The following is a 25,395-nucleotide window of genomic DNA, read 5'->3' as shown; positions in this document are numbered from 1 at the left end:
CCGCCTCAGCCCCGGCTGAGCAGGTGGGCGATCGCCGAGTTGCCCGCGACCTGGCCGGCGGCCGACGCCTGGACGACCGAGGCCATCGGCATCGGGTAGGCCGGCAGGTGCGCGAGGTCACCCCCCGCGAAGACGCCCGGTGCACTCGTGCGCCCGAACTCGTCGATGCGGACCGCCCCCGACGGGTTGCGCTCGAGGCCGAGCTGGTCGGCGAAGGGCGCCGACTGGTGCAGCGTCGGCACGACGAAGAGGACGGCGACGTCCTCGCTCGACCCGTCGTCGAGGGCGAGCCGCAGCCCGCCCTCGTGCCGCTCGAGCGAGGTGACGCGGGCGGCCACGCGCGGAACATCGAGCGTGGCCCCCTCGGGCAGCGCCTGGCCCTCGTCGAGAACGACGAGCTCGCCGGCGACCGGGCCGAGGAGCGCCGAGAGGTGCGGGGCGGCGGCCGCGCCGAGGATGCCGATGCGCTGCCCGGCGAACTCGAACCCGTGGCAGAACGGGCACTGAGCGGCGAGGTCTCCCCAGACCTCCTGCAGCCCGGGGACGGGCGGCAGCTCGTCCCGCACCCCGGTGGCGAGCACGACGGCATACGCGCTCATGACGTCACCACTGGCGAGGGTGAGCCGGAAGCCGGTCCCGTCGCGCTCGACCGTCTCGACCCGCTCCTCGCGCACCGCGACGGTGTCGTATGCCGTGAGCTCCCGTCGCGCGGCCGCGCGGAACTCCCCGGGTGGGGTGCCGTCGTGGGTGAGGACGTTGTGCATGTGGCTCACCGTCGCGTTGCGGTAGGTGCCGTCGTCGAAGACGGTGACCTGGCGCCGGACCCGGCCGGCGGTGAGAGCCGCCTGGAGGCCGGCTGGGCCACCGCCGATGACGGCGATGTCGGTGTGCTGGGGTGGGGGTGAGGTCGTCATGAGTCGATGGTGAACCTTCAGGTCAACCTGAAGGCAAGCCCGGGTCGCGGGCGGCCGGGCCGCCCCGGCCCGTCGTGCGCGGCGGCACGTAGCCACCCTCGGGCGGGACCATCTCGGCACGCACACCGAGAAGCCGGATGGGCCGGTCGTCGTCGAGCGAGTCCAGCAGCTCGAGCGCCGTCGCCGCGATGACGTCCGGGTCGAACGTCGGCTCGGCCATCTTGCGGATGCGGGTCGTCGTGAAGAACGGCGCGAACCTCACCTTGAGGTGCACTCGGGCGCACGCCCGGTCCTCGCGCCGGATGTCGTCGACGACCTGCTGAGAGAGCAGACGGATCGCGGCCTCGACCTCGCCCGCGTCGGTGAGGTCGCTCTGGTAGGTCGTCTCGCGCCCGTGGGCCCGCGCCACCCAGGGAGTGTCGTCGACGGTGGTCGCGCCGAGGCCGCGACCGAGCCGGCCGTAGTGCGGCCCCATCCGCGGCCCGAACTCGGCGGTGAGGACGTCGTCGGAGGCGTCGGCGAGCTGTCGGACGGTGTCGTAGCCGTGCGAGGCGAGGCGCGACGCGATCCGGTTGCCCACGCCCCAGAGCGCCGTCGTGGGCCGCTCCCCCATGACCTCGAACCAGTTGTCGTGGGTGAGGACGAAGGTGCCGCGCGGCTTGCCGAAGTCGGTGGCGATCTTGGCCCGGACCGTCGTGTCGCCCACGCCGACCGAGCAGTGCAGCTCCGAGGCGTCGAGCACCTCCGCCCGGATCGCGTCGGCGTGGGCGACCGCCTCGGCCACGTCGTCGCCCGGGGTCGTCAGCCCGACGAACGCCTCGTCCCAGCCGAGCACCTGCACGACGGCGCCGTCGTGCGCACGCAGCGTCTCCATGACGACGGCGGACGCGGCGTCGTAGGTCGGTCCGTCGACGGGCAGGAAGACCGCGTCCGGGCACCTGCGCGCCGCGAGGCGGAGAGGCATCCCCGAGCGCACGCCGAACTCGCGTGCCTCGTAGGACGCAGTCGACACGACGGCGCGCTCGGTCGGGTCCCCGCGACCGCCGACGACGACGGGCAGGCCGGTGAGCTCGGGCCTCCTGAGCACCTCGACAGCGGCGAGAAACTGGTCGAGGTCGACGTGGAGCACCCAGCGCGCCATGCGAACCAGTGTGCACGCAGGCACCGACGGGGCGTAGGTTCAGGTGAGCATGAAGGAAGGACGGTGACGATGCCCGACGACGACGCGACCTGGTCGATCAGCGACCTCGCCGGCCGCTTCGACCTGCCGACGCACGTGCTGCGGCACTGGGAGGACCTCGGCCTGCTCGAGCCGCGGCGCGACGCGTCCGGCTACCGCCGCTACGGCCACGACGACCTCGTCCGCGTCGCCGTCATCCAGCGCAACAAGCTCGCCGGCATGACCCTCGAGCAGATCGGCGTGCTGCTGGACGCCGACGCCCGCGACCGTCACGAGGTCCTCGAGGCGCACCTGCGCGACCTCGAGGAGCGGCGCATCGCGCTCGACCGCTCGCGAGAGATGACCGAGCACGCGCTGCGCTGCCGCGCCCACGACATCACCGCATGTCCGCGCTTCGCCTCCGCCGTCGAGGACCTCGTCGAGGGCCGCCGCCACCCGGGGCTCACCCGTGCGTGACGTCGTCGTCGTCGGAGGCGGCATCGTCGGTCTCGCGACGGCATACGAGGTCCTGCGGCGGCGACCCGGAGCCGACGTCCTCGTCGTCGAGAAGGAGTCCGAGGTGGCCCGGCACCAGACCGGGCACAACAGTGGCGTCATCCACGCGGGGGTCTACTACGCGCCCGGCAGCCTCAAGGCGCGCTTCTGCACGGAGGGCGCCGCCGCGACGCGCGAGTTCTGCACCGAGCACGGGATCCCCTTCGTCGACACCGGCAAGCTCGTCGTCGCGACGACACCGGTCGAGGTCGCCCGCCTCGCCGACCTCACCGAACGCGCCCGGGCCAACGGCCTCGCGCTCACCTCGCTCTCCGGCGCCGAGCTGCGCGAGCGCGAGCCCCACGTCGCGGGGCTCGCGGCGCTCCACGTGCACGCGACCGGGATCACCGACTACGCCGCCGTATGCCGTGCGCTCGCCTCCGAGGTCGTCGCCGCCGGTGGCGAGGTGCGCACCTCGACGGCCGTGACGTCGATCGACGAGGACACCGACGGCGTGCGGGTGACGCTCGAGCCGGGGAACGGCGCCGGCGGGAGCGGCCCCGACAGCGAGACCGCCCGCCGGGTCGTCGTCTGCGCCGGGCTCCAGGCCGACCGGCTCGCCGCGATGTCAGGGGTCAACGACGGGCCGGGCGCCTTCCGCATCGTGCCGTTCCGCGGCGAGTACTTCCGGCTCCCCGCCTCGCGGGGCGGCATCGTGTCGACGCTCATCTATCCCGTCCCCGACCCAGAGCTGCCCTTCCTCGGGGTCCACCTCACCCGCACCATCGACGGCGGCGTCACCGTCGGGCCGAACGCTGTCCTCGGGCTGAGCCGCGAGGGCTACCGCAAGGGGTCGGTCGACCTGCGCGACCTGGCCGACCTCGCGCGCTTCCCGGGGACGTGGCAGGTGGCGCGGACCCACTGGCGCACGGGGCTCGCCGAGCAGCGCGACTCGTGGAGTCGGCGGGGCTACCTGCGGCTCGTGCAGCGCTACTGCCCCGAGCTCACGCTCGAGGACCTGCTGCCCGAGCCGGCCGGCATCCGGGCCCAGGCGGTGCTCCGCGACGGCACGCTGCTCCACGACTTCCTCGTCCGGCGCACCGCGCGCACGGTGCACGTGTGCAACGCGCCGTCTCCGGCAGCGACGTCGGCCTTCCCCATCGCCCGCCACATCGTCGACGTCGCGACGGCCGCGGCGTGACGACGCAGGAGCTCGTCGACCTCGCCGCCCGGGTCGGACCGGTCATGCTCTTCCTCGTGGCGATGACCGTCGTCGCGGAGGTCGCCGAGATCGCGGGCGTCTTCGACGTCGCGGCGCACTGGACGTCGCACGCGGGGCGCCACCGGACCTGGCTGCTGTGGCTGCTCGTCGTCGCCCTCGCGACCGCGTGCACGATCGTCCTCAGCATCGACACGACGGCCGTCCTGCTCACTCCCGTCGTCATCGCGATGACCCGCCAGCTGGGAATCCCGGCGATGCCGTTCGCCCTGACAACCGTCTGGCTGGCCAATACCGCCTCGTTGCTTCTGCCGGTGTCGAACCTGTCGAACCTCATTGCGCTGCACCGGTTCTCGTCGCTGGGCGTCGGCACGCACGAATACATCGCCCTCGCCTGGCGGCCTGCACTCGCGGCGATCCTCGCGACGGTCGTCGTTCTCTTCCTGCTCCATCGTCGCGAGCTCCTCACGCGCTACTCCCCCGACCCGCCCGCCGAACCGCACGACCGCGTCCTTCTCTGGGTCGCGGGTGCCGTCTGTGTCGCGCTCGGCCCGGCCTTCGTCAGCGGCATGACCCCGGCGATCCCGGCCGCGATCGGTGCCGTCGTCCTCGTCGGCGTCCTCGCGTGGCGGTGGCCGGCACGGCTACGGACGGTCGCCGTGCCGTGGCCGATGGTGCTCGCGGTGTGCGCCCTCTTCGTGGTCGTCGAGGTCGCGATGAGGAACGGGCTCGAGGGCATGCTCGCCGGGCTCGTCGGGGGTCCGGACGGAAGCCTTTGGCAGGTCGGAGCCGTCGGTGCGGCGGGCGCCAACATCGTCAACAACCTGCCCGCCTACCTCGCGCTCGAGCCGGTGAGTGACACCTCGCCCGAGCACCTCATGGCCCTGCTCGTCGGCGTCAACGCCGGTTCGATCGTCACGGTGTGGGGCTCGCTCGCGACGCTGCTCTGGCGCGACCGGTGCCGTCGCTCGGGTCTGAGCATCGACGCCCTCCCGTATGCCGCCCGCAGCCTCGCGTGCGCCCTCGCCGCGGTCGGTGCGGCCCTGCTCGCCCTCAGCCTCGCCTGACCGCGGTGCGCCGCGCGCGCCTACAGGCCGATGGGCTCGACCGTCCTCGTGCGGTGATGCGCGAGGTTCGTGCCCGGCGTCGGAGCGTCACCGTCAGCGTCAGCGGACGGGCTGGTGCGCGAGGACCGCCTCGCGCGGCAGTGTCTCCCGGGCTCGCGCCCACGGGATCGTCGCGAGCAGGCTGAGCAGCCCGGTGACGCCGAACGCGAGGGCATAGCTGCCCGAGTCGACGAGGGCACCGGCCACGATCGGCCCGATGATCGCGCCGGCGTCGGCCGACATCTGGAAGGCCGCGAGCGCCGGGCCGCCGTTGCGCTCGCGCCCGACGACGTCGGCCATGCTCGCCTGCTGGGCCGGGTTGAGCGCGCCCGAGCCGATGCCGGCGACGACCGAGAAGACGACGAGCACGGGGAACGAGGTCGCGAGACCGGTCGCGATCGTCGCGACACCGGCGACGGCGAGGCCGCCGAGGATGAAGGGGCGGCGGCCGAGCCGGTCGCTGAGCCGGCCGGCGATGTTCATGCCGATGGCGTTGGCACCGGCATAGATCGCGAGGACGGTGCCCGCGAGCCAGGGCTCCTTGCCGATGTTGGCGGCGACGAAGAGCGGGATGATCGCGTTGCGCACGCCGAAGTTGGCCCACCCGTTGGCGAACCCCGAGACGAGACCGGCGCGGAAGGCGCTGTCGCGCAGCCCGTCCCGGGCGGTCATGACCGGCAGGACCGGTGCGTCGGGCGCGGGCCGGAGCGACTGGCCGTTGATGAAGAACGCGACGAGCGCGGCGGCGACGACGAGCGCGCCGGCATACGCGAGGAAGGGGACGCGCAGACCGAGCCCGCCGAGCAGGCCACCCACCGCGGGTCCGCCGATGCCGCCGATGAGGAACGCCGAGCCGTAGGCCGACGACACCCGCCCACGGATCGACGGCGGAGCGAGCCGCACGACGAGGGCGGTCGCTGAGACCGTGAACATGACCGAGCCGATGCCGCCGAGGCCTCGGAAGACGACGAGCTGCCAGTAGGAGCCGGCAAAGGCCGTCGCGGCGGTCGAGGCGGCGACGATGAGCAGGCCTGCGAGGTACACCGGGCGCTCGCCCAGTCGGACGATGAGGTTGCCACCGGCCGGCGCGAAGATGAGCCGGAAGAAGGCAAAGACGCTGACGACGACCGCGCTCGCCGTGGCGCCCACGCCGAAGCTCTGCGCGAACTGCGGCAGGACCGGCGTGATGAGCCCGAAGCCGAGCGCGATGACGAAGGCCGAGGCGACCAGCACCCAGATCTCGCGCGGGATGCGGACACGCTCGACCGGCGCGGAGGTGGTGGTGGTCATGACAGGGAACAAGTATGCCGTCGCCCTCCGACATTCCCTCCCCGTGCACAACTCACCAATTCCTCCCCTTCGGTACGCGCCACCTCCGTACCGAATGGGAGGAATTGGTGAGTTACGAACGGGTGAGGAGGGCGGCGACGACGAGCGGGACGACCGACCCGACGACGAGGAGCGTGTCCGCCCAGCGCCACGGCGCCGACGCGAACCACGTGCGCCGCGAGGCCGACGCGAAGCCCCGCGCGTCCATCGCCACCGCGAGGTCGGCGGCCATCCGGAGCGTGCGGACGAGCAGGCCGAACGTGACCGTGCCGAGGTCACGCACGAGGGCCACGGGACGCCGCCCGTCGACGCCGATCCCGCGGACCCGTCGGGCCAGGGCGATCTCGGTCCAGACCTCGCCGAGGGTGTGGACCCGTTGCAACGCCGCGGCGAGGGCGACGACAGGGCGGGACGGCATACGGAGGCGTTGTGCGAGGTGGTCGCCGAGCCGGTCCGGGTCGACGAGCGGGAGCAGGACGGCCGAGGGCAGCACGATGACGAGCACGCGCAGGGCGGCGGTGACCGCCGTCGTCGTGTCGTGCCCGCCGAGCAGCCACGTCGACCAGCCCACTGACAGGGCACCGAGCGCACCCGGCAGCGTCCGCAGGACGACGCGGCGGACCCGACCGCGAGGCCGCGGACCGGACCCGGGAGCCGCCCACAACGCGACCACAGCGAGGACCACCTGAACCGCGAGGACGACGAGCGAGGTGCGCCAGTGGTCGGGGACGATGCCGGCCGGGATCGCCGCGAAGGCGCCGAGCATAAGGGCGAGCGGCCCGGCGTGCGCGGCGAGCACCGGCCGCGGCCGCTCCGGGTCGGGAGCCTGCGCGGGGGGTTCGAGCGCGACGACGGTGTGCGCCCGCTCGATGAGCGCTGCGTCGTGCGTCGAGACGACGACAGCGCCACCGGCCTCGCGGTAGGCGGCGAGCAGCCCGACGACCGCGGCCCACGTGTGCCGGTCCTGCCCGACGGTGGGTTCGTCCGCGAGCAGCAGCGGCGGCTGGTGGAGCACGGCCGAGGCGATGGCGAGCCGCCGCTGCTCACCGCCGGAGAGCTCACGCGGGTCGGCCGCCTCGAGGCGCCCGAGACCGAGGTCGGCGAGGAGCCGGGAGGCGAGGGCGACCCGCTCGGGAGTCACCTCACCGAGCGCGCGGCTCGCGACGAGGACCTCGTCGAGCACGGAGCCGGCGAGGATCGTCGAGCTCGACCACTGCGGCACCCACCCGAGCCGGGCGGCGAGCTCGGTCGTACCGAGGTCGGTGACCGGCTCTGCGCCCGCCTTCACCGACCCGGTCGCGGGCACGAGGGCTCCGGCGAGCGCGAGGAGCACGGTCGACTTGCCCGAGCCGCTCGGGCCCACGAGGGCGGTCGCGCTGCGGGGCGCCGGGTGGAGCGGGACGTCGACAGTGGCCGCAGTGCGGGTGCGCGTGGAGCCGTCGAGCAGGCGGGCGGTGCGGTCGACGGTCATCGGCGTTGCCGCGACCTCCTGCGTCCGGCGAGGCGACGGCCCAGCCGCCACAGGTGAGGACGCCAGGGCTGTCGAGGAGAAGGCTGTCGACGCGAGGGGTGTCGGCGGTGGCGCGCCAGGCACCCAGATGCCCATGTCGAGCAGTCGCTCCCTCTTGTCGCGCAGCACGTCATGCACCCGCCCGTCGGCGACGAGGGCTCCGTCGGCGTCAAGGACGAGCATGCGCTCGACGAGGTCGACCCACGGTCCGAGGACGTGCTCGACGACGACCGTCGTCACCGCGTGGGTGGCGAGCACGCCGGCGACGCTGCGCCGGACCTGGGCAGCGTGGCCCGGGTCGAGCATCGCCGTCGGCTCGTCGAGCAGCAGCACGCTCGGGTGCAGCGCGAGAGCGCCGGCGAGGGCGAGCCGCTGAGTCTCCCCGCCGGAGAGCGCCGAGGTCGGGGTGTCGTGGGGGTGCGCGAGACCGACGGCGGCCAGCGCCGCACTGACCGCCGCGGGCATGGCGGCGCGGGCCGTCCCGACGTTCTCGAGGCCGAACGCGACGTCGCGGCCCACGGTGGCGGCGACGATCCCCGCCCCCGGCTCCTGCAGCACGAGCCCCACCTCGCCGGCACGCGTTCCCGGCGCGTGCCCGTCGACCGTCACCGACCCGGAGAGCTCACCGGCGTCGGCGGTCTCCAGAAGCCCGGCGATGGCGCGCAGCAGCGTCGACTTGCCCGAGCCGGACGGGCCGACGAGCAGCACCCGCTCGCCGGGGGCCAGCGACAACGAGATGTCGCGCAGCACCGGCTCCCGCCGTCCGAAGGGCCGCCACGTCACCCCGTCGAGGGTGACGTGGCCGCTCGCGACGGGGTCGAGGGCCCGGTCGTGCGGTGCCACGCGTCCCGCCTCAGACAGCGCGGGTCTCCCGGTGCTCCTGCCCGGTCGGGAAGGCGTTCAACGCACCTGCCGCCGCAAGGGCCCGCGTGAGCAGCCACCCTCCGGCACCCGCGACGACCGCGCCCGAGAGGGCGAGGACGCCGGCATACGCGACCTTCCAGGCGAGTGACCAGTCCTGGATCCACGTGAACGACTCGTAGGCCGCGGCGAACGGACCCGCGAGCGCACCGGCGAGCATCGCCGCCGCGATGCCGAAGGCGCGGTAGTCGAGCAGTGCGAAGGCGATCTCGGTGCCGAGGCCCTGGACGATGCCGGACACGAGGGTCGTCGCGCCCCACTCCGTGCCCGGGACCATCGAGACCAGGGCCGCGACGACCTCGCAGAAGAGCGCGGCGCCCGGGCGGCGCACGACGAGCCCGCCGACGACGCCGGCGAGGAACCACGGCCCGGCGAAGAGCCCGCCCAGCGGCGCGAAGCCGAAGGTGATCGCGCTCAGCGGCCCGTTGTAGAACACGCCCCAGCCCCAGAACGCGATGCCGAGTGCCGCGCCGAGGAAGGCGATCGTGAGGATGTCGACGGTCCGCCACCCCGTGAGGGGGCGGGTCGCGAGGATGCTGCGGCCGCGAAGCGTGCTCGCACCCGCGGTGTCGGTCGTGGCCGACGTGTCGGTCTGTGCTGCCATGTGAACTTCTCCCGTGGTCTCCGGCGCAGGACGCCGTTGGATACCTCGGGGAGGTGACCGGCCGGCATACCTCTCGTATGCCGCTCAGTCACCTGAGAACTCGACTCCCTACGCCGGTGCGAACCGGATCAGGTGTGAGGGTCTGCGGTCTCCCGCACTCTCAGCGCCGAAGCGCTCCCCTGTCGTTGACGTCGTCACCCTACTCCCTCGGTGTGGCAGGGTGGAACGAGATCAGGAGTGCGTCCCGCACGAGCGACCAGGAGGAGTCCGATGGGCAGCATGGTGTGGAAGATTCTCGGCACGGGTTCGGCGATCCTCGCCGGCATCGCGGCGACGAAGGTGGCCGACCAGATCTGGCAGAAGGCGGGCCAGGACGCGAAGTTCGACCCCAAGGACCCGGACTCGCCGTTCACGACGGCGCTCGCGTATGCGGCCCTCACCGGTCTCGCCGCCGGCGTCGCGCGCACGATGGCCACACGCAAGGCGGCGCAGTTCTATGCGCGCTCGGCCGGCCACAAGCCCAAGGAGATCGTCGACCGCGACCTCTGAGGCGCGCTTCCCGGGCCGGTGCCGATGCGTGCCGACAGGGTTGCGTTCCGGGTCGAGTACTTATCGGTGCGTATGAACACCTATGGGTACTCGACCCGCAACGCACCACTGACGGGAGCCGTCGCCGAAGGCCGTGACACGGACCCGCCGCAGCGCTCCTGTGGACAACCGGCGGGTGTCTGCGGCGGCACGCGCCATCGTGTGGCCATGACTTCGGACCTTGCGCACACGACAGCACGCGACATCCTGCGTCTGGCACGTCGGCGACAGCGCCTCACCCAGGCGGAGCTCGCCGAGCGGGCGGGGGTGAGCCAGACGGTGGTCGCGCGCTACGAGTCGCGTCGCCAGCAGCTCACCGTCGCGGCCCTGCAGCGCCTCGTCGCCGCCTGCGGCTACACGCTGGAGTGGAGCCTGCGGCACGCACCCGAGGCCGGCGTGGAGGCAGCACGTGACGGACGGTTCTCCGGGCCGATCGGGCGGCGTCTCGTCGGTGAGCTCGACACCGTTCTGGCGGCGCTCGACGGGATCGGTGCGACCGATGCCCACGTCCACGGCGGGGTGGCCGACGGGTCCGAGGGTGCCGGCTGCCCCGTGCTCATCGGGGTGGGCCTGCCTCCGGACTTGGACATCCGGTCCGTGATGGCCGCGGCAGGGCGCATCGGGCTCGCCATCGATGCCCACGTCACCATCGCTCCGCACGACCGGGTTGCGGACTACGGCTTCCACGACGAAGGCGTCCCGCTCACTCCGATCCGGAAGGCGTCGTAGACAGCGCCTGCGCGATGGGGACCCCGGCGCGGTAGGCGAGGTGGATGTGGCTCGGTGCCTCGAGGACGGTGAGGTCCGCCGGTCCCCCGACGGCGATTCGGCCGATGTCGTCGCGCCTCAGGCTCGCGGCCGAGCCCCGGGTCGCGGCCCACACCGCCTCACTCGGCGTCATCCCCATCTCGCGCACGGCGAGGGCGATGACGAAGGGCATCGAGCTCGAGTAGCACGTGCCCGGGTTGCAGTCGGTGGCGAGCGCGACGGAGGCGCCGGCGTCGAGAAGGCGGCGCGCGTCGGGATACGGCGAACGGGTGGAGAACTCGACTCCCGGCAGCAGCGTCGCCACGGTCGTGCCCGCGGCGTGGACGAGCGCGTCGACGTCGGCGTCGTCGAGGAAGGTGCAGTGGTCGACGCTGGCCGCCTCCAGCTCGACGGCGAGCCGGACGCCCGGCCCGGGACCGAGCTGGTTGCCGTGGACCCGCAGCCCGAGACCGGAGTCGCGCGCAGCGAGGAGGACCGCGCGCGACTCCTCCTCGGTGAACGCGTGCGGGGAGTGGGGCTCGCAGAAGACGTCGGCCCACCTCGCGTGCGGCGCGCACGCCTCGAGCATCGGTCCGGTGACGAGCTCGACGTATGCCGTCCGGTCCGCTCTCGCCTCCGGTGGCACGACGTGCGCACCGAGGAACGTCGTCTCGGGCGTGAGCTCCCGGGCAATGCGCAGGGATCGGGCCTCGTCCTGGACGGTGAGGCCGTAGCCGCCCTTGATCTCGACCGTCGTCGTGCCCTGGGCCCGCATCTCCGCGACGCGCCGCCGGACGAGCTCCCGCAGCCGGTCGTCGTCCGCGGCCCGGGTCGCGGCCACGGAGACCCCGATGCCCCCGCCGTCGTAGCGCTCACCCGTCATCCGCGCGGTGAACTCGGCCGCGCGGTCGCCGTCGAAGACGAGGTGGCTGTGGCTGTCGACGAACCCGGGGATGACGGCACGACCCTCGAGGTCGATGCGTCGGTCGGCGTCGGGAGCGTCGGCCACGGGACCGAGCCAGACGACGCGGTCGTCCTCGACGACCAGCGCGGCCTCGCGCAGGATCCCGAGGTCGCTGTCGACGCTGCCGTTCCCCCCGGCCGTGCCACCGCTCGTGGCGCCTCCGCCCTCGCCGCCGCCGTCCGGGACGCAGGTGACGAGCTCCGCGATGCCGGTGACGAGCGTCGCACCCGCGGAGGGGCCAGCCGTCACGAAGACCTCCGGACGGCCTCGATGGACTCGGCGACGACGTCGTCCACCGGGCCGAGCGGGTGCACCCCACCCGAGAGCACCCGGCGGCCGGCGACGACGACGTCGGTGACGTCCGCCCCCGTGGCGCCGAAGACCGCCTGGCTCAGCGCCACTCCCCCGGTGCGGCGGCTGTCGGTGCGGATCGCGACGAGGTCCGCCAGCGAGCCCACGGCGATCCGGCCGCCGTCCCAGCCGAGGCTGCGGTAGCCGTTCGTCGTCGCGATCTCGAGCAGCCGTGACAGGGTGAACCGTCCACGCTCGTGGCTCTTGAGCCGCTCGTGCATCTCGATGCCCCGGATCTCCTCGAAGGGGTCGATGACGGCGTGCTGGTCGGAACCGAGGCTGAGCGGGACGTCGCGCTCGGTGAGCTCGCACCCCGGCCCGATGCCGTCGGCGAGGTCGCGCTCGGTCGTCGGGCAGAAGCAGGCGCCCGCTCCCGACCGCCCCATGAGGTCGAGGTCGTCCTCGGACAGGTGCGTCGCGTGGACGGCGGTGAACCGCTCGCCGAGCAGACCGGCGTCGGTGAGGTGCTCGACCGGGCTCGCGCCGTAGACCATCTGCGTCGCGAGGTTCTCGGCCATCTGCTCGCTCACGTGCGCGTGCACGGGCCGGTCACCCACGACGGTGGCGAACTCGGCCAGCTGCTCCCCCGTGAGGGCGCGCACCGAGTGCGCGGCGGCTCCGATGCGCACGGTGTCGGTGTCGCGCAAAGCGCTCACCCGCTGCGCCCAGGCCTCCACCGATCCGTCCGAGAAGCGGGTCTGCACCTCGTCGAGGGGAAGGTGCCCGTCTGCGGAGAGGCCGCCGGTGAGGTAGCAGGTGTCCAGCAGCGTGAGCCTGATCCCCGCCTCGTCCGCCGCGGCCATGAGCGCCTCACCCATGGCGTTGGGATCGTCGTACGGCTTCCCGCCCGGCCCGTGGTGCAGGTAGTGAAACTCGCCGACGACGGTGTAGCCCGCAGCCACCATCTCGACGAACACCCCTCTCGCGAGCGCGAAGTAGGTGTCCGGCGTCAGACGGGACGTCACGGCATACATCTGGTCGCGCCACGACCAGAAGTTGCCGCCGTCCGCATGGGTGCGCCCACGGAGCATCCGGTGGAAGGCGTGACTGTGCGCGTTGGCGAAGCCCGGCAGGACGAGGCCGCGCAGCCGGACGTCGCCGTCCGCAGGCTTGGTCTCGGTGCTCACGTCAGTGATGCGTCCGCCCTCGACGACGACCTGGACCCCGCGGTGCACCTTGTCGGGGAGCTGGGCGTGCTCGCACCAGTAGGCCGTCACGCGTGCGCTCCGGCCAGGTCGGTGAGGACGGTCGTCAGCGCCTCGACGCCGGCGAGGCAGTCCTCGGAGGTCGCGAACTCCTCGGGCGAGTGCGAGACCCCAGTGGGGTTGCGGACGAAGAGCATCGCGCTGGGAACTCCCGCGTTCGCGAGGATGCCGGCGTCGTGTCCCGCTCCCGTCCCTATGACGGGTATGCCGCCGAGCCGGGTCGCGATCCTGCGCGCCAGTCCCGGGTCGAAGGGCGTCGAGGCGGTCCACGAGTCCTCGACGACGAGGCCACCGAACTCGTCGACGACATCGGTGACATCGGCGACGACCCGGCGGACGGCGTCCTCGTCGGCGCCGCGCGCGTCGAGCCAGCCGGTGACCTCGCTCGGGATCGCGTTGACTCCGCCCGGGGTGACCGCGACCTTGCCGACCGTCGCGACGCACCCGTGCTCCTCGGCCGCCCTGCGAGCCGCGATGACCGCGGCGGCGAAGCCGAGCATCGCGTCGTCGCGGTCCTCGAGCCGCGTCGTGCCGGCGTGGTTGGCCTCGCCGAGGGTGCGGAGCCGCCAGCGACCGTGCGGCCAGATGTCGCTGCCGACGGCGACGGGGGTGTCGGTGTCGAGGGTGGAGAGGTGGCGGCCCTGCTCGACGTGGAGCTCGACGAAGGTGCCGACCCGCCTCACCGTCTCGGAGTCGGGTCCGAGCTCGTGGGGGTCGCGACCGGCGGCGGTCAACGCCTCGGCCATCGAGGTGCCGTCGGCGTCGGCCAGCGAGCGCGCCCGGTCGGCGGTCATCGCGCCGGTGAGGATGCGCGAGCCGGCACAGGCGACCCCGAAGCGCGCTCCCTCCTCGTCGACGAAGTTGACGACGCCGATGGGTCGGTCGGGCTCGAAGCCGCTGTCGCGCAGTGCATCCAGCGCGGCGAAGGCCGAGACGACACCGAGCGGGCCGTCGAACGCACCGCCGTCCGGGACGGAGTCGAGGTGTGAGCCGGTGACGATCCCGGGACGACCTGCGGCCAGCGCCGCATCGGGGTCGCCCCACCAGGCCCACTGGTTGCCGACCCGGTCGACGGTGAGGTCGAGTCCACGACGCTGAGCCTCGGCGGCGAACCACTGGCGCAGGGTGTCGTCCTCGCGGGTCCAGGCGAAGCGCGAGTAGCCGCCGGAGCGGGCGTCACGGCCGACCGGCGTGAGGTCTCGCCACATCGAGCTGAAGGTCACCGCTGCCTCTTCCGTCCTCGTCGTCGGGTCAACGGCCCCATTCCACACCCGGATGGCGCCCCCGGGTGCGACGCCGGGCCGATTCGGTGTCTGGCATGCCAGACCTTGCCGGGTGCCGAGGGGCAGGGGCCGACCGGCGGACGACACGCTCGGGGTGCCGGCATACGACGTCGTGCGCGAGCGACCCACCGATGGGTGAGCGTGTCGTCCGGCGGCAGACGCCGGACGACGCCGGACCCTAGAGTCGGGACATGAGCGCCACCGACCCTGCCCAGCCCGAGTCCGACGGGGCCCGTCGCGCCCGCGAGGCGCTCGAGGCGAGCGGCATCGAGCACCGCATCCTCGTCTCGACCACTCCGGCCCGCTCGCTCGCCGAGGCGGCCGAGCAGCGCGGCATCGAGCCCCGCGACATCGTCAAGTCGCTCGTCGTGCGGCGTGGGTCTGGCGACTACGTCTTCGTCCTCGTGCCCGGCGACCGCGAGATCTCGTGGCCCAAGCTGCGCGCCCACCTCGGTGTCAACCGGCTCTCGATGCCGCCTGCCGACAAGGCCAGGGAGGCGACCGGCTACGAGCGCGGGACGATCACGCCGTTCGGCTCGACGACGGCGTGGCCGGTCATCGCCGATGCCACCGTGCCGGGCCGCACCATCTCGATGGGCGCGGGCGCGCACGGCACCTCCGTGACGGTGGCCGCCGACGACGTCGTGTCCGCCCTCGGGGCCGAGGTCGTCGACGTCACCGACCCCGCCTGAGCCACACGACTTATTGCGATGTCGCAGAGTTGCATGCACCTCTGCGACATCGCAATAAGTCGCGGCAGGGGGCAGGTGCGGGTGGCGCTTACGCTCCCGCGACGACGTCCTTCACGAGCTGCGGCGGCAGGTAGTCGTAGCGGGCGAACCGCCGACGGAACGTGCCTGTGCCGTGCGAGACCGACCGCAGGTCGATGGGATAGCGCGAGAGCTCGAGCGCCGGCACCTCGGCGTGGATGACGGTGCGTCCCTCGTGCTCCGACGGCTCGGTGCCGTGAACCTGACCCCGGCGGCCGCGCAGGTCGGCGAGGACCGAGCCGACCGACGCGTCCGCGACGTCGATGTCGACCGCGTCGATCGGCTCGAGCATCGCGACCGTCGTCTCGTTGGCGGCCTGGCGCAGCGCGAGCCCGGCGGCGGTCTGGAACGCCATGTCCGAGGAGTCCACCGAGTGCGCCTTGCCGTCGACGAGCGTGACCCGCACGTCGACGGCCGGGTAGCCCGCGAGCACGCCCTTGTCGAGCTGCGCCCGCGCGCCTTTTTCGACCGACGCGATGAACTGGCGCGGCACGGCGCCGCCGACGACCTTGTCGACGAACTCGATCCCGGACCCGCGCGGCAGCGGCTCGACCTTGAGCTGGCACACGGCGTACTGCCCGTGACCACCGGACTGCTTGACCTGGCGGCCCTGGACCTCGCACTCCTGGACGAACGTCTCCCGCAGCGCCGTCCGCAGCGGCTCGGCCTCAACCGCGACGTGGTGCCGCTCCTCCAGCGAGGAGGTGAGGAGCGCGACGTGCGCCGGACCCATCGCCCAGATGACGACCTGGTGGGTCTCGGCGTCCATGACGAGCCGCATCGTCACGTCCTCGGAGACGAGGGACTGCAGCACGGTCGCGAGCTTGTCCTCGTCACCCTTGCTCTTCGCGTGGATGGCGACGGGCAGCAGCGGCTCGGGCAAAACCCACGGCTCGACGAGGGCCGGGCGCGAGGGCGACGAGAGCGTGTCCGTCGTCTCGGCGACGGCGAGGCGCGCCACGAGGACGAGGTCGCCGGCGAGGGCGACCGACTTGGGGCGCAGGTCATCGCCGAGCGGTGCCGACAGAGCGCCGACCCGGTCGACGTCCTCGTCATGGTCGCGGTGGCCGCCGATCTCCTCGCCCGCGAACTGCTGCAGGTGGCCCGAGACGTGCACCGGGTCGTCGGGGCGCAGCGTCCCCGAGAAGACCCGCACGAGCGACTGGCGTCCCACGAAGGGGTCCGTCGTCGTCCGCACCACCTCGGCGACGAGCGGCCCGTCGGGGTCGCACGACAGGTCGCCGAACTGGCCGCCGTTGGTGCGGTAGACGGTCGGCAGCGCTGCGTCGGCCGGCGACGGCAGCCCGTGCTCGACGAGGTCGAGCACCTCCTCGAGGCCGATGCCGCTCGTCGCGTGGGTCGGCAGCACCGGGAAGAAGCGCGCGGTCGCCACCGCCGTGTGCAGGTCCTCGCGCAACGTCGCCGGGTCGACCTCCTCGCCCTCGAGGTAGCGCTCGAGCAGCGTGTCGTCCTCGGACTCCTCGATGATCGCCTCGACGACCTCGCCCCGCCGCGAGAGCACCTCCTCGGTCGCCTCCGGTCCCGCGGCGAGCAGGTCGGTGAGGCCGGTGACCGTCGTCGCCGGACCGTCGGGCTGCACCGGCAGCGCGAGCGGCTGGGCGTCGCCGAAGACGCGCCGGCACGTCTCGACGGTCTCGTCGAAGTCCGCCCGCGCCTGCTCGAGCCGCGTCACGACGATCGCACGCGGCATACCGACGGTCGCGCACTCGCGCCACAGCATCTTCGTCGCCTCGTCGACGCCGTCCGCCCCCGAGACGACGAAAAGGGCGGCATCCGCCGCCCTCAGCCCTGCTCGCACCTCTCCGACGAAGTCGGGGTTCCCCGGCGTGTCGACGAGGTTGACCACCACCTCCCCGCTGGCGAAGCTCGCCGCGACCAGCCCGGTCGACGACGAGCGGTCGCCCTCCCTCGGTCGCCGGCCCTCGACCCGCGCCGCGACGAGGTGCTCGAAGAGCGTGCTCTTGCCCGCACCCGGTGGTCCGACGAGCACGACGTTGCGGATCTGCTGCGGGCTGCTGGGAGCCGGGGCCTCGTCGCCACCTGACGCGCGGTTCATGCCCTCACTGTGCTCCCGCGCCGGGCGGCCGCACAAGGTCTTGGCGAACCACGACGGCCCGTATGCCGGCCCACGCAGAGCGTGGGACCCGCGCTCCCCTGCGCGCGCCGCGAGGCGTAGCGTCGGGAGGACGCACGTGCACGACACCGCAGCGACGGAGCAGCGATGAGAGGAACCCCCAGCCCGGTCCTCGACCGGGTCGCCGGCTGGCTCGACGGGTCGGACCCGCGCGCCACGAGGTGGGCCGGCTGGGTCGTCGTCGCCGCCCTGGCCATCGCCCTGGGGCGGGCCTTCGTCGCCCCGGACGGCGCGCCGGCAGTCGCGCCCTCCGACCGCGGGAGTGTCCAAACCACGGGCGGCGACGGCACCACCGGCCCGAGGGCCCCGGCGTGCTGGCCGGAGTCCGGTCGCCCGATCACCCGCCCGCCCGGGCTCGCCGCCGTCTCGACCGGACCTGTGCACCCCAACGACGTCGTGGAGTCGACGCGGTGGGGTCGGCTGGGAAGCAGGGGCCTCTGGGGCGTGGCCGCGGTCGCCGAATGCAACGTCGTGCGCCTCGACGCGGTCTGGTTCGAGCCCGGCGGCCGCAAGCAACGGCACCGGATCGACGGCTCCGGCCCGGCCGCCACCGGGGTCGTCGCCGACGGCCTCGACGGCGCGATCGCGATCTACTCCGTCGGTGTCGACGGGGCCGGGCGGCTGGCCGCCCAGCTCCACATCAGCACCGACTGGGGGCGCACGTGGCAGCAACGCGAGGTGCCGGCCTCAGCCGAGCCCGACGTCAGGGCCGGCCTCCTCCCGGCCCAGTGGGAACGGTGGCGGGTCGTCGACGGCTGACGCCAACCCGGCATACGGAGGGAAGGTCGAGGGTCCGGACGGAAAGATTGCGTCCGGACGCTCAACGTTCCCTCATGGGGAGCAAAAGCTGGAGCGAGCGGTCAGCCCTCGCGCATCGGGATGCGCACGCCCTGCTCGGCGGCGGTCCGTTCGGCGATGTCGTAGCCCGCGTCGACGTGGCGGATGACTCCCATCGCCGGGTCGTTGGTGAGGACGCGCGCGAGCTTCTCGGCGGCCAGCGGTGTGCCGTCGGCGAGCGAGACCTGCCCGGCGTGGAGCGAGCGGCCCATGCCGACGCCGCCACCGTGGTGGATCGAGACCCACGACGCGCCCGACGAGGTGTTGACGAGGGCGTTGAGCAGGGGCCAGTCGGCGATGGCGTCGGAGCCGTCGGCCATCGCCTCGGTCTCGCGGTAGGGCGAGGCCACCGAGCCGGTGTCGAGGTGGTCGCGGCCGATGACGAGCGGCGCGCTCACCTCGCCGGTGCGGACGAGCTCGTTGAAGGCGAGACCCGCCTTATCGCGCTCGCCCTGACCGAGCCAGCAGATGCGAGCAGGCAGTCCTTGGAACGCGATTCGCTCCTGCGCGCCCTTGATCCAGGTGTGCAGCCGCTCGTTGTCGGGGAAGAGGTCGAGGACCGCGCGGTCGGTCGCGGCGATGTCCTTGGGGTCACCCGAGAGGGCCGCCCAGCGGAACGGCCCCTTGCCCTCGCAGAAGAGCGGGCGGATGTAGGCCGGGACGAACCCGGGGAACTCGAAGGCGCGGTCGTAGCCGCCCTGCCGAGCCTCGTCGCGGATCGAGTTGCCGTAGTCGAAGACCTCGGCACCGCCGTCCTGGAACTCGACCATCGCCTGCACCTGCTTGGCCATCGAGGCCCGGGCGCGGTCGGTGAACTCCTCCGGCTTCTTGTCGGCGAGCTCGTGCCACTCCTCGAGCGAGACGCCCTCGGGCAGGTAGGACAGCGGGTCGTGCGCCGACGTCTGGTCGGTGACGATGTCGATCGGCACACCCCGACGCAGCAGCTCGGGGAAGACTTCCGCGGCGTTGCCGACGACGCCCACCGACCAGCCGCGCCTCTCGTCCTTGGCGCGGAGCGCGAGCTCGACGGCCTCGTCGAGCGAGGACGCGACCTCGTCGAGGTAGCGGTGCTCGACCCGGCGCCGCAGCCGCGACTCGTCGACGTCGACGATGAGGCAGGCGCCGCCGTTGAGGGTGACCGCGAGCGGCTGCGCGCCACCCATGCCACCACAGCCGCCGGTGAGGGTGAGGGTGCCGGCGAGGGTCCCGCCGAAGCGCTTCTCGGCCACCGCCGCGAACGTCTCGTAGGTGCCCTGGACGATGCCCTGCGTGCCGATGTAGATCCACGACCCGGCGGTCATCTGCCCGTACATCGTCAGCCCGAGGTGCTCGAGCCGGCGGAACTCGGGCCACGTCGCCCAGTCGCCGACGAGGTTGGAGTTGGCGATGAGGACGCGCGGCGCCCACTCGTGGGTCTGCATGACGCCGACCGGGCGACCGGACTGAACGAGCATCGTCTCGTCCTGCTTGAGTGAGCCGAGAGTGCGCACCATGGCGTCGAACGAGCGCCAGTCGCGCGCCGCGCGACCGGTGCCGCCGTAGACGACGAGGTCGTCCGGACGCTCGGCGACCTCGGGGTCGAGGTTGTTCATGAGCATCCGCAGCGGCGCCTCGGCACCCCAGTGGGTGGTCGAGGTCAGCGACGTGCCGCGCGGGGCGCGGACGGGACGAGCACCTTCCATGACGTTCTCCTTGACTGCGATTCGGTATGCCGGTGGGTCAGCTGAGTCGGCCGGTGACGGTCTCGGCGGCGGCCACCACGGCCCCGTCGAGCACCGCCTCGTAGGCCGCCTCGAGGTCGGGGGCGAGGAAGCGGTCCGGTCCGGGGGCGACGTCCCCGGACTCGGCGAGCGCGCCGATGACGGCCGCGGAGGCGGGCGACGGCTGCAGCGGCGCGCGGAGCTGGATGCCGCGGGAGGCGGCCACGAGCTCGATGCCGAGGACCCGGGTCAGCGCGTCGACCGAGCGGCGCAGCTTGCGGGCGGCGGACCACCCCATCGACACGTGGTCCTCCTGCATGGCGCTGCTCGGGATCGAGTCGACTGACGCCGGAACCGCCAGGCGCTTCATCTCCGAGACCATCGCCGCCTGGGTGTACTGCGCGATCATGAGGCCCGAGTCGACGCCGGGGTCGTCGGCGAGGAAGGGCGGCAGGCCGTTGCTGCGGGCCTTGTCGAGGAAGCGGTCGGTGCGACGCTCCGAGATCGACGCGAGGTCGGCCGCGACGATCGCGAGGAAGTCGAGGACGTAGGCCACCGGTGCCCCGTGGAAGTTGCCGTTGGACTCGACGCGGCCGTCGAGCGTGACGACCGGGTTGTCGATGGCCGACGCGAGCTCCCACTCGGCGACCCGCGAGGCGTGGTCGATGGTGTCGCGGGCGCCACCGGCCACCTGCGGCGCGCACCGCAGCGAGTAGGCGTCCTGCACACGCGTGCACGCCTCCGGGTCGCGGTGCGACTCGCGAATCGGGCTGTCCGCCAGCACCTTCCGCATGTTCTCGGCCGACCGCGCCTGCCCCGGCTGGGGTCGGAGGGCGTGCAGGTCGGCGGCGAAGACGTCGTCGGTGCCGAGCAGCCCCTCGACGGACATCGCGGCGGCGACGTCGGCGGTCGTCACGAGGCGGCGCAGGTCGGCGATGGCGAGACACAGCATCCCGAGCATGCCGTCGGTGCCGTTGATGAGGGCCAGGCCCTCCTTCTCGGCGAGCTGGACCGGCTCGATGCCGGCGGCCGCGAGCGCCTCCGCCGCGTCCATGACCTCGCCGTCGTCGTCACGGACGACCCCCTCACCCATGAGCGCGAGGGCGCAGTGCGACAGCGGCGCGAGGTCGCCGGAGCAGCCGAGCGAGCCGTACTCGTGCACGACCGGCGTGATGCCGGCGTTGAGGATCGCGAGGTAGGTCTCGAGCGTCACGGCCCGCACGCCGGTCCGGCCGGTCGCGAGCGTGTTGATGCGCAGCAGCATGAGGGCGCGCACGACCTCGCGCTCGACCTCGGGTCCGGCACCGGCGGCGTGCGAGCGTACGAGTGAGCGCTGCAGCTGGGCGCGCAGCTCGACCGGGATGTGACGGGTCGCGAGCGCCCCGAACCCGGTCGATACCCCGTAGTGCGCCACCGTGTCCTCGGCGAGCCCCTCGATCGTCGCGCGGGTCGCGCGCACCGAGTCCAGGGCGGTCGGACTCAGCTCGACCGGCGCATCGTGGCGGGCGACCCGCACGACCTCGTCGATGGTGAGCCGCGCGCCGCCGACGACGACGGGGGCCTGCAGGTTCTGCACGTTCGTCATGTCCCAAGCACACCGCAGGTATGCCGTCCGCGACAGTCGCGCACCCGGCATACCGTCTCGGATGCGAGACGACACGGATGGTCACTGCTGACCGGTTCCGAGGCGCCGCCGCGGGTCTAACGTTCGTCACATCGACGACGGAGGGGCTCGATGTTCAAGAAGATCAAGGCCGCGAAGGCCTACCTCGACCACGGCGACGAGTTCGCAGCAGGACTCGTGCCGGACGACGCGGTGGTGCTCGACGCGCCTTCGGACGCGGCTCGGCCCGCCGTCGACGCGGCTCTCGACGGGCACTTCGAGACGGCGGCCGAGGTCCTCGCCCGCAGCCGGGCGGCCCGCGCCTGGGAGGACCGCGACAGCGACGTCCATAGCCTCGCCCGGCTCGCGCTGAGGTCACCGGACTGGCTCGAGTCGTGGACTGAGTCCGACCCCGAGAACCCCGACCTCGCCGTCGTCGACGCGCGCCGGCGGGTCGAGCTGGCCTGGGAGCAGCGGTCCAACGACGACGCGAGCCAAGTGAGCAGGGAGCAGTTCGAGGCGTTCGGCCGCACCCTCGAGGAGGCGACCGAGCGCATCCGTCAGGCGATGGCGGGATCTCCGGGCGACCCGGTGCCGTGGGCGGTCGCGCTGCGCCACTGTCGCGGCACCGAGCACGACCGCGCGGTCTTCGACGAGTGCCTGCGGGAGCTCGACGGGGCGGACCCGCACCACTACGGCGCGCGCTGGGAGGCGATGCAGTTCGTCTGCGCGAAGTGGTTCGGCTCGCACGACGAGATGTTCGACTTCGCGCAGGCGAGCGTCGACGCGGCGCCGCGCGAGGCCCGGGTGCAGTCGCTCCTCCTCGACGCCGTCCTCGAGCACCTGGCAGCCGAGCCGTCGGCGCTCAGGTCGAACCCCGACCGCGTCGAGGAGGCCATCGCCCGCGCGCAGGGCTGGCTCGACGCCAACCCCGACGCCGGGCACCACCTCACCGCGCGGACCCGCAACACGCTCGCGCGCGTCCTCTTCCACCTCGAGCGGCCGCGCGAGGCCTACGAGCAGCTGCGCGCGGTCGGCCCGCACGCCACGGCCTACCCGTGGCGCTACTGGGGCGACGCACGCGAGGAGTTCCTCACCCACCGCTCGCACATCGTGACGATGGCGGCCTCGTCGTCGTGACGGTGGTGGCGTCGTGACCGCGATGGTGCTGCTCGTCCGGGCGCCGGTGTCCGAGCTGCAGCGGCCGGTCGTCTGGGCCAGGACGCGGGTGCGCCTCGTCGAGAGCGAGCACCCGGGCTGGTGCCTCGTCGACGTCGGCGAGCCCAACCAGGCCGCGCTCGAGCGGGTGGCGGAGGAGGCGAGCCCCTTCGGGCCGGCCCTCCTCGTCGTGGTCGGCGACCTCCGCACCGGCGTCCAGCTGTGGGCGGGCGGGCGCCGGACCGCCCGGGTCGGCTGGACCTCGGGCGAGGTGGGCGCCCTTCCCCCGCAAGAGGCCGCGTCGGTCGCCGCGGCGTTCGCGGTGGCCCTCCAGGTAGAGCCGGCTCCGGTGGCGCGGGTGCTGCGAGAGGCGACCTCACCAGACCGGACGCTCCGCGCGCTGCTCACCGCACTGTCCGCCCCGGCGGTCACCCTCGGCCGGCACCGCAGCGGCCTGCTCGACTCCGAGCGCACCACCGAGGTCCGTCGCCGCGGCATCCTCGAGGCAACCGTCGAGGAGACCTGGGGCCACTGACCGCGCGCAGCCGCCCGCGGGCCGGTGCTGCCCGGAGCCGGGGTCAGGTGCAGCCGGTGGCGGCAGTCGCGAACCGCTCGATGGCGTAGCGCGCCTCGGTGGGGTTGGCCGCGCCGTTCTCGATGATCGAGAAGATCCGGTCCTTGCCGTCGACACCGCGGGCGGTGCCGGACAGCGAGACGACGTCGCTGAGCCAGCCCGTCTTGGCCCGCACGAGCCCGCGAGCGCACGTCGTGCCGGACGCGGCGAACCGCGACTTGAGGGTGCCGGAGACGCCGGCCACCGGCAGGCCCGTCGACGACGTGAAGACCTGGTTGACGGCCGGGTCGCGGCGCGCGGCGAGCAGCACGCTCGCCATGGTCGCGGCGCTGGACCGGTCCGAGCGGGAGAGCCCGGAGCCGTCGTGGATCGCCATGCCCGTCGTGTTGACGCCGCGCGCCCGGAGGACCGAGAGGGCGTGGCCGTTGGCCGCCGCCCACGTCGTGCCCTTGCCCGCGGTGCGCGAGGAGTGGCGGTGGAGGTTCTCGGCGTAGTCGTTGATCGAGGAGTTGAGGAACTGTGCCGTGAGCGTCCCGATGTAGGACGACGTCGCACTCGTGACGGTCGAGGTGCCGGTGGGCACCGTGCCGCGCACCGTCGACGACACCGCGATGCCGAGGCGCTTGAGCTCGTTGGCGAAGATGACGCCGGCGTCGAGGCCGGTGTCCATGGCATCGCGTCCGCCGACGACGAGGGCGCGCACCGGCACGACGTCGCCCGGCATGTAGCTCGTCTTCCACCCCGTCGCCATCGTGGGGGGCGGGAACATCGTGTCGTCGACGCGCACCGCGACCGACCGCACGCCCGCGGCGACGAGGGCGGAACGCGTCGTGGCCGCCATCTCACGCGCGCGGGCGACGGTGAGCCCGGGGTCGCCGCCACCGACGAGCCACACGGTGCTGCGGCTCGCGTTGGTCCGGACCGTCGTGGTGAGCGTCTTGGTGCGCGGCATTGAGGCGATCGCGACGAACGCCGTCGTCACCTTGTGGTTCGAGGCGGGCATGAGGGCGAGCGATGCGTTGCGGCTGTAGACCACCGCACCGGTCGTCGCGTCGATGACCACGGCACTGACCCGGCTGCCGAGCGCCGGGTCGCTGCCCGCCGAGGCGAGGCGCTGCGCGATCGTGCGGTTCTCGGTCGTCGAGCCGGAGTGGCGCTGCGAGCCGGTGCTCAGCGGCCCGCGGGTGTCCTCGGGCGCCTCGGACTCGGGGCGGGGCGCGGGCGAGGCACCTATGGGAACTGCCGTCGCTGTCGCGGGCCCCGTCGCCGGCACTGCCGACGGCTGGGCGCTCACGGGAGTCGAGGCCCCCGTCGCGACGAGGACAGCGGCCACGACCGCACCGACACCGACTGCGGGGACTCTCGCACGCACGCCCATGGTCGAGAGGGTGACACAACCCCGACGAGTTCGCTCGGTGAGCGGGCGTAGCCCGATCGCGTGAACGGCCGGCGAGCGGACGGCATACCCATTCCTGCACCGCGACGCAAAGTTGCACGGTAGTGCACGAACGCCGTAGGGTCGACTGTCATGAGCACGAAGGACACGAGCTGCGTCATCGGCGGGCTGCGCGAACGCAACCGCCGCCGCACCGCCGCCCGCCTCGAGCAGGCCGCGTGGGAGCTCGTCGCCGAGCAGGGGTTCGACGCCGTGACCGCGGACGCCGTCGCCGAGCGGGCCGAGGTCTCGCGGCGGACGTTCTTCAACTACTACCCGCGCGTCGAGCTCGTCCTCAACGAGCGGATGCGGTCGACGATCGCGGCGCTCGCCGAGCGGTTCGTCGCCCGGCCTGCCGACGAGCCGGTGCACGAGTCGCTCTCGGCCGTCCTCAGCGAGCCGTTCGACGCCGACCTCCTCGAGAAGGCGGTGCTCGTCCTCGGTCAGGCGTCGGGATCGGTCGCCGCCCGCCACTTCCTCGTCGAGACCCAGCTCGCCGAGACCGGTCAGGTCGAGCGGGCCCTGCTCGACCGCACCCCCGGCACCGACCCGATGTATGCGCAAGTCGTGGCGCGCGCCGTGATGGGCGCCGGCTACGCCGCCACCGAGGCCTGGCTCGAGCAGGCGGGCGGTGTCGTCGACGACGAGTCCCGCCGGCTCCACCTCGACCTCCTCCGGCAGGCCTTCGCCCACCTCTTCACCGCGTTCTCGCCCGCGGGCACCGCGAGCTCGCTCTCCACCGCCACAGCGTCCCGGGAGTCCTGAACC

General features: G+C 73.2%; 22 protein-coding genes and 1 riboswitch. Of the genes, 10 read left to right on the top strand and 12 right to left on the bottom strand.

What is annotated here, in order from left to right:
• Nucleotides 1–5: 5 nt before the first annotated feature.
• Both ACOJV7_RS09400 and ACOJV7_RS09395 read right to left on the bottom strand, forming a co-directional pair.
• The gene (locus tag ACOJV7_RS09400) at nt 6–914 is read right to left on the bottom strand and encodes an NAD(P)/FAD-dependent oxidoreductase (protein ID WP_420189877.1); all 909 of its coding nucleotides are present in this window, start codon (nt 912–914) and stop codon (nt 6–8) included.
• 22 nt (nt 915–936) lie between these two features.
• The gene (locus ACOJV7_RS09395) at nt 937–2,055 is read right to left on the bottom strand and encodes a DNA polymerase IV (RefSeq protein WP_420189876.1); all 1,119 of its coding nucleotides are present in this window, start codon (nt 2,053–2,055) and stop codon (nt 937–939) included.
• A gap of 69 nt (nt 2,056–2,124) precedes the next feature.
• On the opposite strand from ACOJV7_RS09395, the gene ACOJV7_RS09390 reads away from it, so the two are divergent.
• Genes ACOJV7_RS09390 through ACOJV7_RS09380 form a run of 3 tightly spaced genes read left to right on the top strand, consistent with a single transcriptional unit; the run spans nt 2,125 to nt 4,854 of the window.
• Entirely contained in the window at nt 2,125–2,550 is a 426-nt protein-coding gene (locus ACOJV7_RS09390; RefSeq protein ID WP_420189875.1) for a MerR family transcriptional regulator, read from the top strand.
• The gene (gene lhgO, locus ACOJV7_RS09385) at nt 2,543–3,769 is read left to right on the top strand and encodes an L-2-hydroxyglutarate oxidase (protein WP_420189874.1); all 1,227 of its coding nucleotides are present in this window, start codon (nt 2,543–2,545) and stop codon (nt 3,767–3,769) included. The genes ACOJV7_RS09390 and lhgO overlap by 8 nt, the downstream gene beginning before the upstream one ends.
• On the top strand, nt 3,766–4,854 hold the full coding sequence (locus ACOJV7_RS09380) for an SLC13 family permease (RefSeq protein WP_420189873.1): 1,089 nt from the start codon (nt 3,766–3,768) through the stop codon (nt 4,852–4,854). Before lhgO ends, ACOJV7_RS09380 begins: the two co-directional genes overlap by 4 nt.
• A 99-nt stretch (nt 4,855–4,953) precedes the next feature.
• On the opposite strand, the gene ACOJV7_RS09375 is transcribed toward ACOJV7_RS09380, so the two are convergent.
• The 3 genes from ACOJV7_RS09375 to ACOJV7_RS09365 all read right to left on the bottom strand — a co-directional run bounded on the left by ACOJV7_RS09375 (nt 4,954) and on the right by ACOJV7_RS09365 (nt 9,257).
• Nucleotides 4,954–6,183 carry an MFS transporter gene (locus ACOJV7_RS09375; RefSeq protein WP_420189872.1) on the bottom strand — a complete coding sequence of 410 codons (1,230 nt, stop codon included), beginning with the start codon at nt 6,181–6,183 and terminating at the stop codon, nt 4,954–4,956.
• Between the two features lie 112 nt (nt 6,184–6,295).
• Entirely contained in the window at nt 6,296–8,575 is a 2,280-nt protein-coding gene (locus ACOJV7_RS09370; RefSeq protein WP_420189871.1) for an ATP-binding cassette domain-containing protein, read from the bottom strand.
• Nucleotides 8,576–8,585: 10 nt separating this feature from the next.
• Nucleotides 8,586–9,257, bottom strand: coding sequence for an ECF transporter S component (locus ACOJV7_RS09365; RefSeq protein WP_420189870.1), 672 nt, complete (start codon nt 9,255–9,257; stop codon nt 8,586–8,588).
• A gap of 88 nt (nt 9,258–9,345) precedes the next feature.
• Nucleotides 9,346–9,448: riboswitch (TPP riboswitch) on the bottom strand.
• A gap of 79 nt (nt 9,449–9,527) precedes the next feature.
• Between ACOJV7_RS09365 and ACOJV7_RS09360 the strand changes: the two genes are divergently transcribed.
• Together ACOJV7_RS09360 and ACOJV7_RS09355 are read left to right on the top strand one after the other, a co-directional pair.
• On the top strand, nt 9,528–9,806 hold the full coding sequence (locus ACOJV7_RS09360; RefSeq protein WP_404385663.1) for a DUF4235 domain-containing protein: 279 nt from the start codon (nt 9,528–9,530) through the stop codon (nt 9,804–9,806).
• 207 nt (nt 9,807–10,013) lie between these two features.
• Nucleotides 10,014–10,574, top strand: coding sequence for a helix-turn-helix domain-containing protein (locus ACOJV7_RS09355; protein WP_420189869.1), 561 nt, complete (start codon nt 10,014–10,016; stop codon nt 10,572–10,574).
• Here the strand turns inward: ACOJV7_RS09355 and hutI are convergent.
• From hutI to ACOJV7_RS09340, 3 genes are read right to left on the bottom strand one after another with little or no spacing between them, the layout of a single operon-like run.
• Nucleotides 10,549–11,805 (bottom strand): imidazolonepropionase, encoded by a 1,257-nt coding sequence (hutI, locus tag ACOJV7_RS09350; protein WP_420189868.1) that lies wholly within the window; start codon nt 11,803–11,805, stop codon nt 10,549–10,551. The genes ACOJV7_RS09355 and hutI overlap by 26 nt on opposite strands.
• On the bottom strand, nt 11,802–13,124 hold the full coding sequence (locus tag ACOJV7_RS09345) for a formimidoylglutamate deiminase (RefSeq protein ID WP_420189867.1): 1,323 nt from the start codon (nt 13,122–13,124) through the stop codon (nt 11,802–11,804). The genes hutI and ACOJV7_RS09345 overlap by 4 nt, the downstream gene beginning before the upstream one ends.
• On the bottom strand, nt 13,121–14,320 hold the full coding sequence (locus ACOJV7_RS09340; protein ID WP_474542752.1) for an allantoate amidohydrolase: 1,200 nt from the start codon (nt 14,318–14,320) through the stop codon (nt 13,121–13,123). Before ACOJV7_RS09340 ends, ACOJV7_RS09345 begins: the two co-directional genes overlap by 4 nt.
• Nucleotides 14,321–14,586: 266 nt before the next feature.
• Here ACOJV7_RS09340 and ACOJV7_RS09335 point away from each other — a divergent pair, with 266 nt between their 5' ends.
• The gene (locus ACOJV7_RS09335) at nt 14,587–15,087 is read left to right on the top strand and encodes an aminoacyl-tRNA deacylase (protein WP_420189865.1); all 501 of its coding nucleotides are present in this window, start codon (nt 14,587–14,589) and stop codon (nt 15,085–15,087) included.
• An 88-nt stretch (nt 15,088–15,175) separates the two neighbouring features.
• Here ACOJV7_RS09335 and ACOJV7_RS09330 read toward each other — a convergent pair whose 3' ends face one another.
• Complete coding sequence (locus ACOJV7_RS09330) at nt 15,176–17,242, bottom strand: elongation factor G-like protein EF-G2 (protein ID WP_420189864.1); 2,067 nt, start codon at nt 17,240–17,242, stop codon at nt 15,176–15,178.
• 165 nt (nt 17,243–17,407) lie between these two features.
• Here ACOJV7_RS09330 and ACOJV7_RS09325 point away from each other — a divergent pair, with 165 nt between their 5' ends.
• Nucleotides 17,408–18,079, top strand: a complete 672-nt coding sequence (locus ACOJV7_RS09325; RefSeq protein ID WP_420189863.1) for a hypothetical protein — start codon at nt 17,408–17,410, stop codon at nt 18,077–18,079.
• Nucleotides 18,080–18,180: 101 nt separating this feature from the next.
• Here ACOJV7_RS09325 and hutU read toward each other — a convergent pair whose 3' ends face one another.
• Together hutU and hutH are read right to left on the bottom strand one after the other, a co-directional pair.
• Complete coding sequence (hutU, locus tag ACOJV7_RS09320) at nt 18,181–19,839, bottom strand: urocanate hydratase (RefSeq protein ID WP_420189862.1); 1,659 nt, start codon at nt 19,837–19,839, stop codon at nt 18,181–18,183.
• 37 nt (nt 19,840–19,876) lie between these two features.
• The gene (gene hutH / locus ACOJV7_RS09315) at nt 19,877–21,442 is read right to left on the bottom strand and encodes a histidine ammonia-lyase (protein WP_420189861.1); all 1,566 of its coding nucleotides are present in this window, start codon (nt 21,440–21,442) and stop codon (nt 19,877–19,879) included.
• Nucleotides 21,443–21,592: 150 nt separating this feature from the next.
• Between hutH and ACOJV7_RS09310 the strand changes: the two genes are divergently transcribed.
• Both ACOJV7_RS09310 and ACOJV7_RS09305 read left to right on the top strand, forming a co-directional pair.
• A complete protein-coding gene (locus ACOJV7_RS09310; RefSeq protein ID WP_420189860.1) occupies nt 21,593–22,600 on the top strand; it encodes a hypothetical protein in 1,008 nt (335 codons plus the stop codon).
• A 13-nt stretch (nt 22,601–22,613) separates the two neighbouring features.
• Nucleotides 22,614–23,153, top strand: coding sequence for a hypothetical protein (locus ACOJV7_RS09305; protein WP_420189859.1), 540 nt, complete (start codon nt 22,614–22,616; stop codon nt 23,151–23,153).
• A gap of 43 nt (nt 23,154–23,196) precedes the next feature.
• On the opposite strand, the gene dacB is transcribed toward ACOJV7_RS09305, so the two are convergent.
• A complete protein-coding gene (gene dacB / locus ACOJV7_RS09300) occupies nt 23,197–24,570 on the bottom strand; it encodes a D-alanyl-D-alanine carboxypeptidase/D-alanyl-D-alanine endopeptidase (protein WP_420189858.1) in 1,374 nt (457 codons plus the stop codon).
• Between the two features lie 150 nt (nt 24,571–24,720).
• On the opposite strand from dacB, the gene ACOJV7_RS09295 reads away from it, so the two are divergent.
• Nucleotides 24,721–25,392: a TetR family transcriptional regulator gene (locus tag ACOJV7_RS09295; RefSeq protein ID WP_420189857.1), complete on the top strand. Its 672-nt coding sequence runs from the start codon at nt 24,721–24,723 to the stop codon at nt 25,390–25,392.
• Nucleotides 25,393–25,395: the final 3 nt, after the last annotated feature.

The sequence above is a fragment of the Knoellia tibetensis genome (assembly GCF_048606415.1).
In the GTDB taxonomy this organism is placed as follows: domain Bacteria; phylum Actinomycetota; class Actinomycetes; order Actinomycetales; family Dermatophilaceae; genus Knoellia; species Knoellia tibetensis.
This window is presented reverse-complemented; position numbering and strand designations above follow the sequence as displayed.

Coding starts and splice junctions, on each gene's coding strand:
- ACOJV7_RS09390 (WP_420189875.1), top strand. CDS start 2,125: ATGCCCGACGACGACGCGACCTGGTCGATCAGCGACCTCGCCGGCCGC.
- ACOJV7_RS09335 (WP_420189865.1), top strand. CDS start 14,587: ATGAGCGCCACCGACCCTGCCCAGCCCGAGTCCGACGGGGCCCGTCGC.
- hutH (WP_420189861.1), bottom strand. CDS start 21,442: ATGACGAACGTGCAGAACCTGCAGGCCCCCGTCGTCGTCGGCGGCGCG.
- ACOJV7_RS09330 (WP_420189864.1), bottom strand. CDS start 17,242: ATGAACCGCGCGTCAGGTGGCGACGAGGCCCCGGCTCCCAGCAGCCCG.
- ACOJV7_RS09375 (WP_420189872.1), bottom strand. CDS start 6,183: ATGACCACCACCACCTCCGCGCCGGTCGAGCGTGTCCGCATCCCGCGC.
- ACOJV7_RS09325 (WP_420189863.1), top strand. CDS start 17,408: ATGAGAGGAACCCCCAGCCCGGTCCTCGACCGGGTCGCCGGCTGGCTC.
- ACOJV7_RS09340 (WP_474542752.1), bottom strand. CDS start 14,320: ATGTGGCGAGACCTCACGCCGGTCGGCCGTGACGCCCGCTCCGGCGGC.
- ACOJV7_RS09400 (WP_420189877.1), bottom strand. CDS start 914: ATGACGACCTCACCCCCACCCCAGCACACCGACATCGCCGTCATCGGC.
- ACOJV7_RS09365 (WP_420189870.1), bottom strand. CDS start 9,257: ATGGCAGCACAGACCGACACGTCGGCCACGACCGACACCGCGGGTGCG.
- ACOJV7_RS09395 (WP_420189876.1), bottom strand. CDS start 2,055: ATGGCGCGCTGGGTGCTCCACGTCGACCTCGACCAGTTTCTCGCCGCT.
- ACOJV7_RS09310 (WP_420189860.1), top strand. CDS start 21,593: ATGTTCAAGAAGATCAAGGCCGCGAAGGCCTACCTCGACCACGGCGAC.
- dacB (WP_420189858.1), bottom strand. CDS start 24,570: ATGGGCGTGCGTGCGAGAGTCCCCGCAGTCGGTGTCGGTGCGGTCGTG.
- ACOJV7_RS09360 (WP_404385663.1), top strand. CDS start 9,528: ATGGGCAGCATGGTGTGGAAGATTCTCGGCACGGGTTCGGCGATCCTC.
- ACOJV7_RS09355 (WP_420189869.1), top strand. CDS start 10,014: ATGACTTCGGACCTTGCGCACACGACAGCACGCGACATCCTGCGTCTG.
- ACOJV7_RS09295 (WP_420189857.1), top strand. CDS start 24,721: ATGAGCACGAAGGACACGAGCTGCGTCATCGGCGGGCTGCGCGAACGC.
- hutU (WP_420189862.1), bottom strand. CDS start 19,839: ATGGAAGGTGCTCGTCCCGTCCGCGCCCCGCGCGGCACGTCGCTGACC.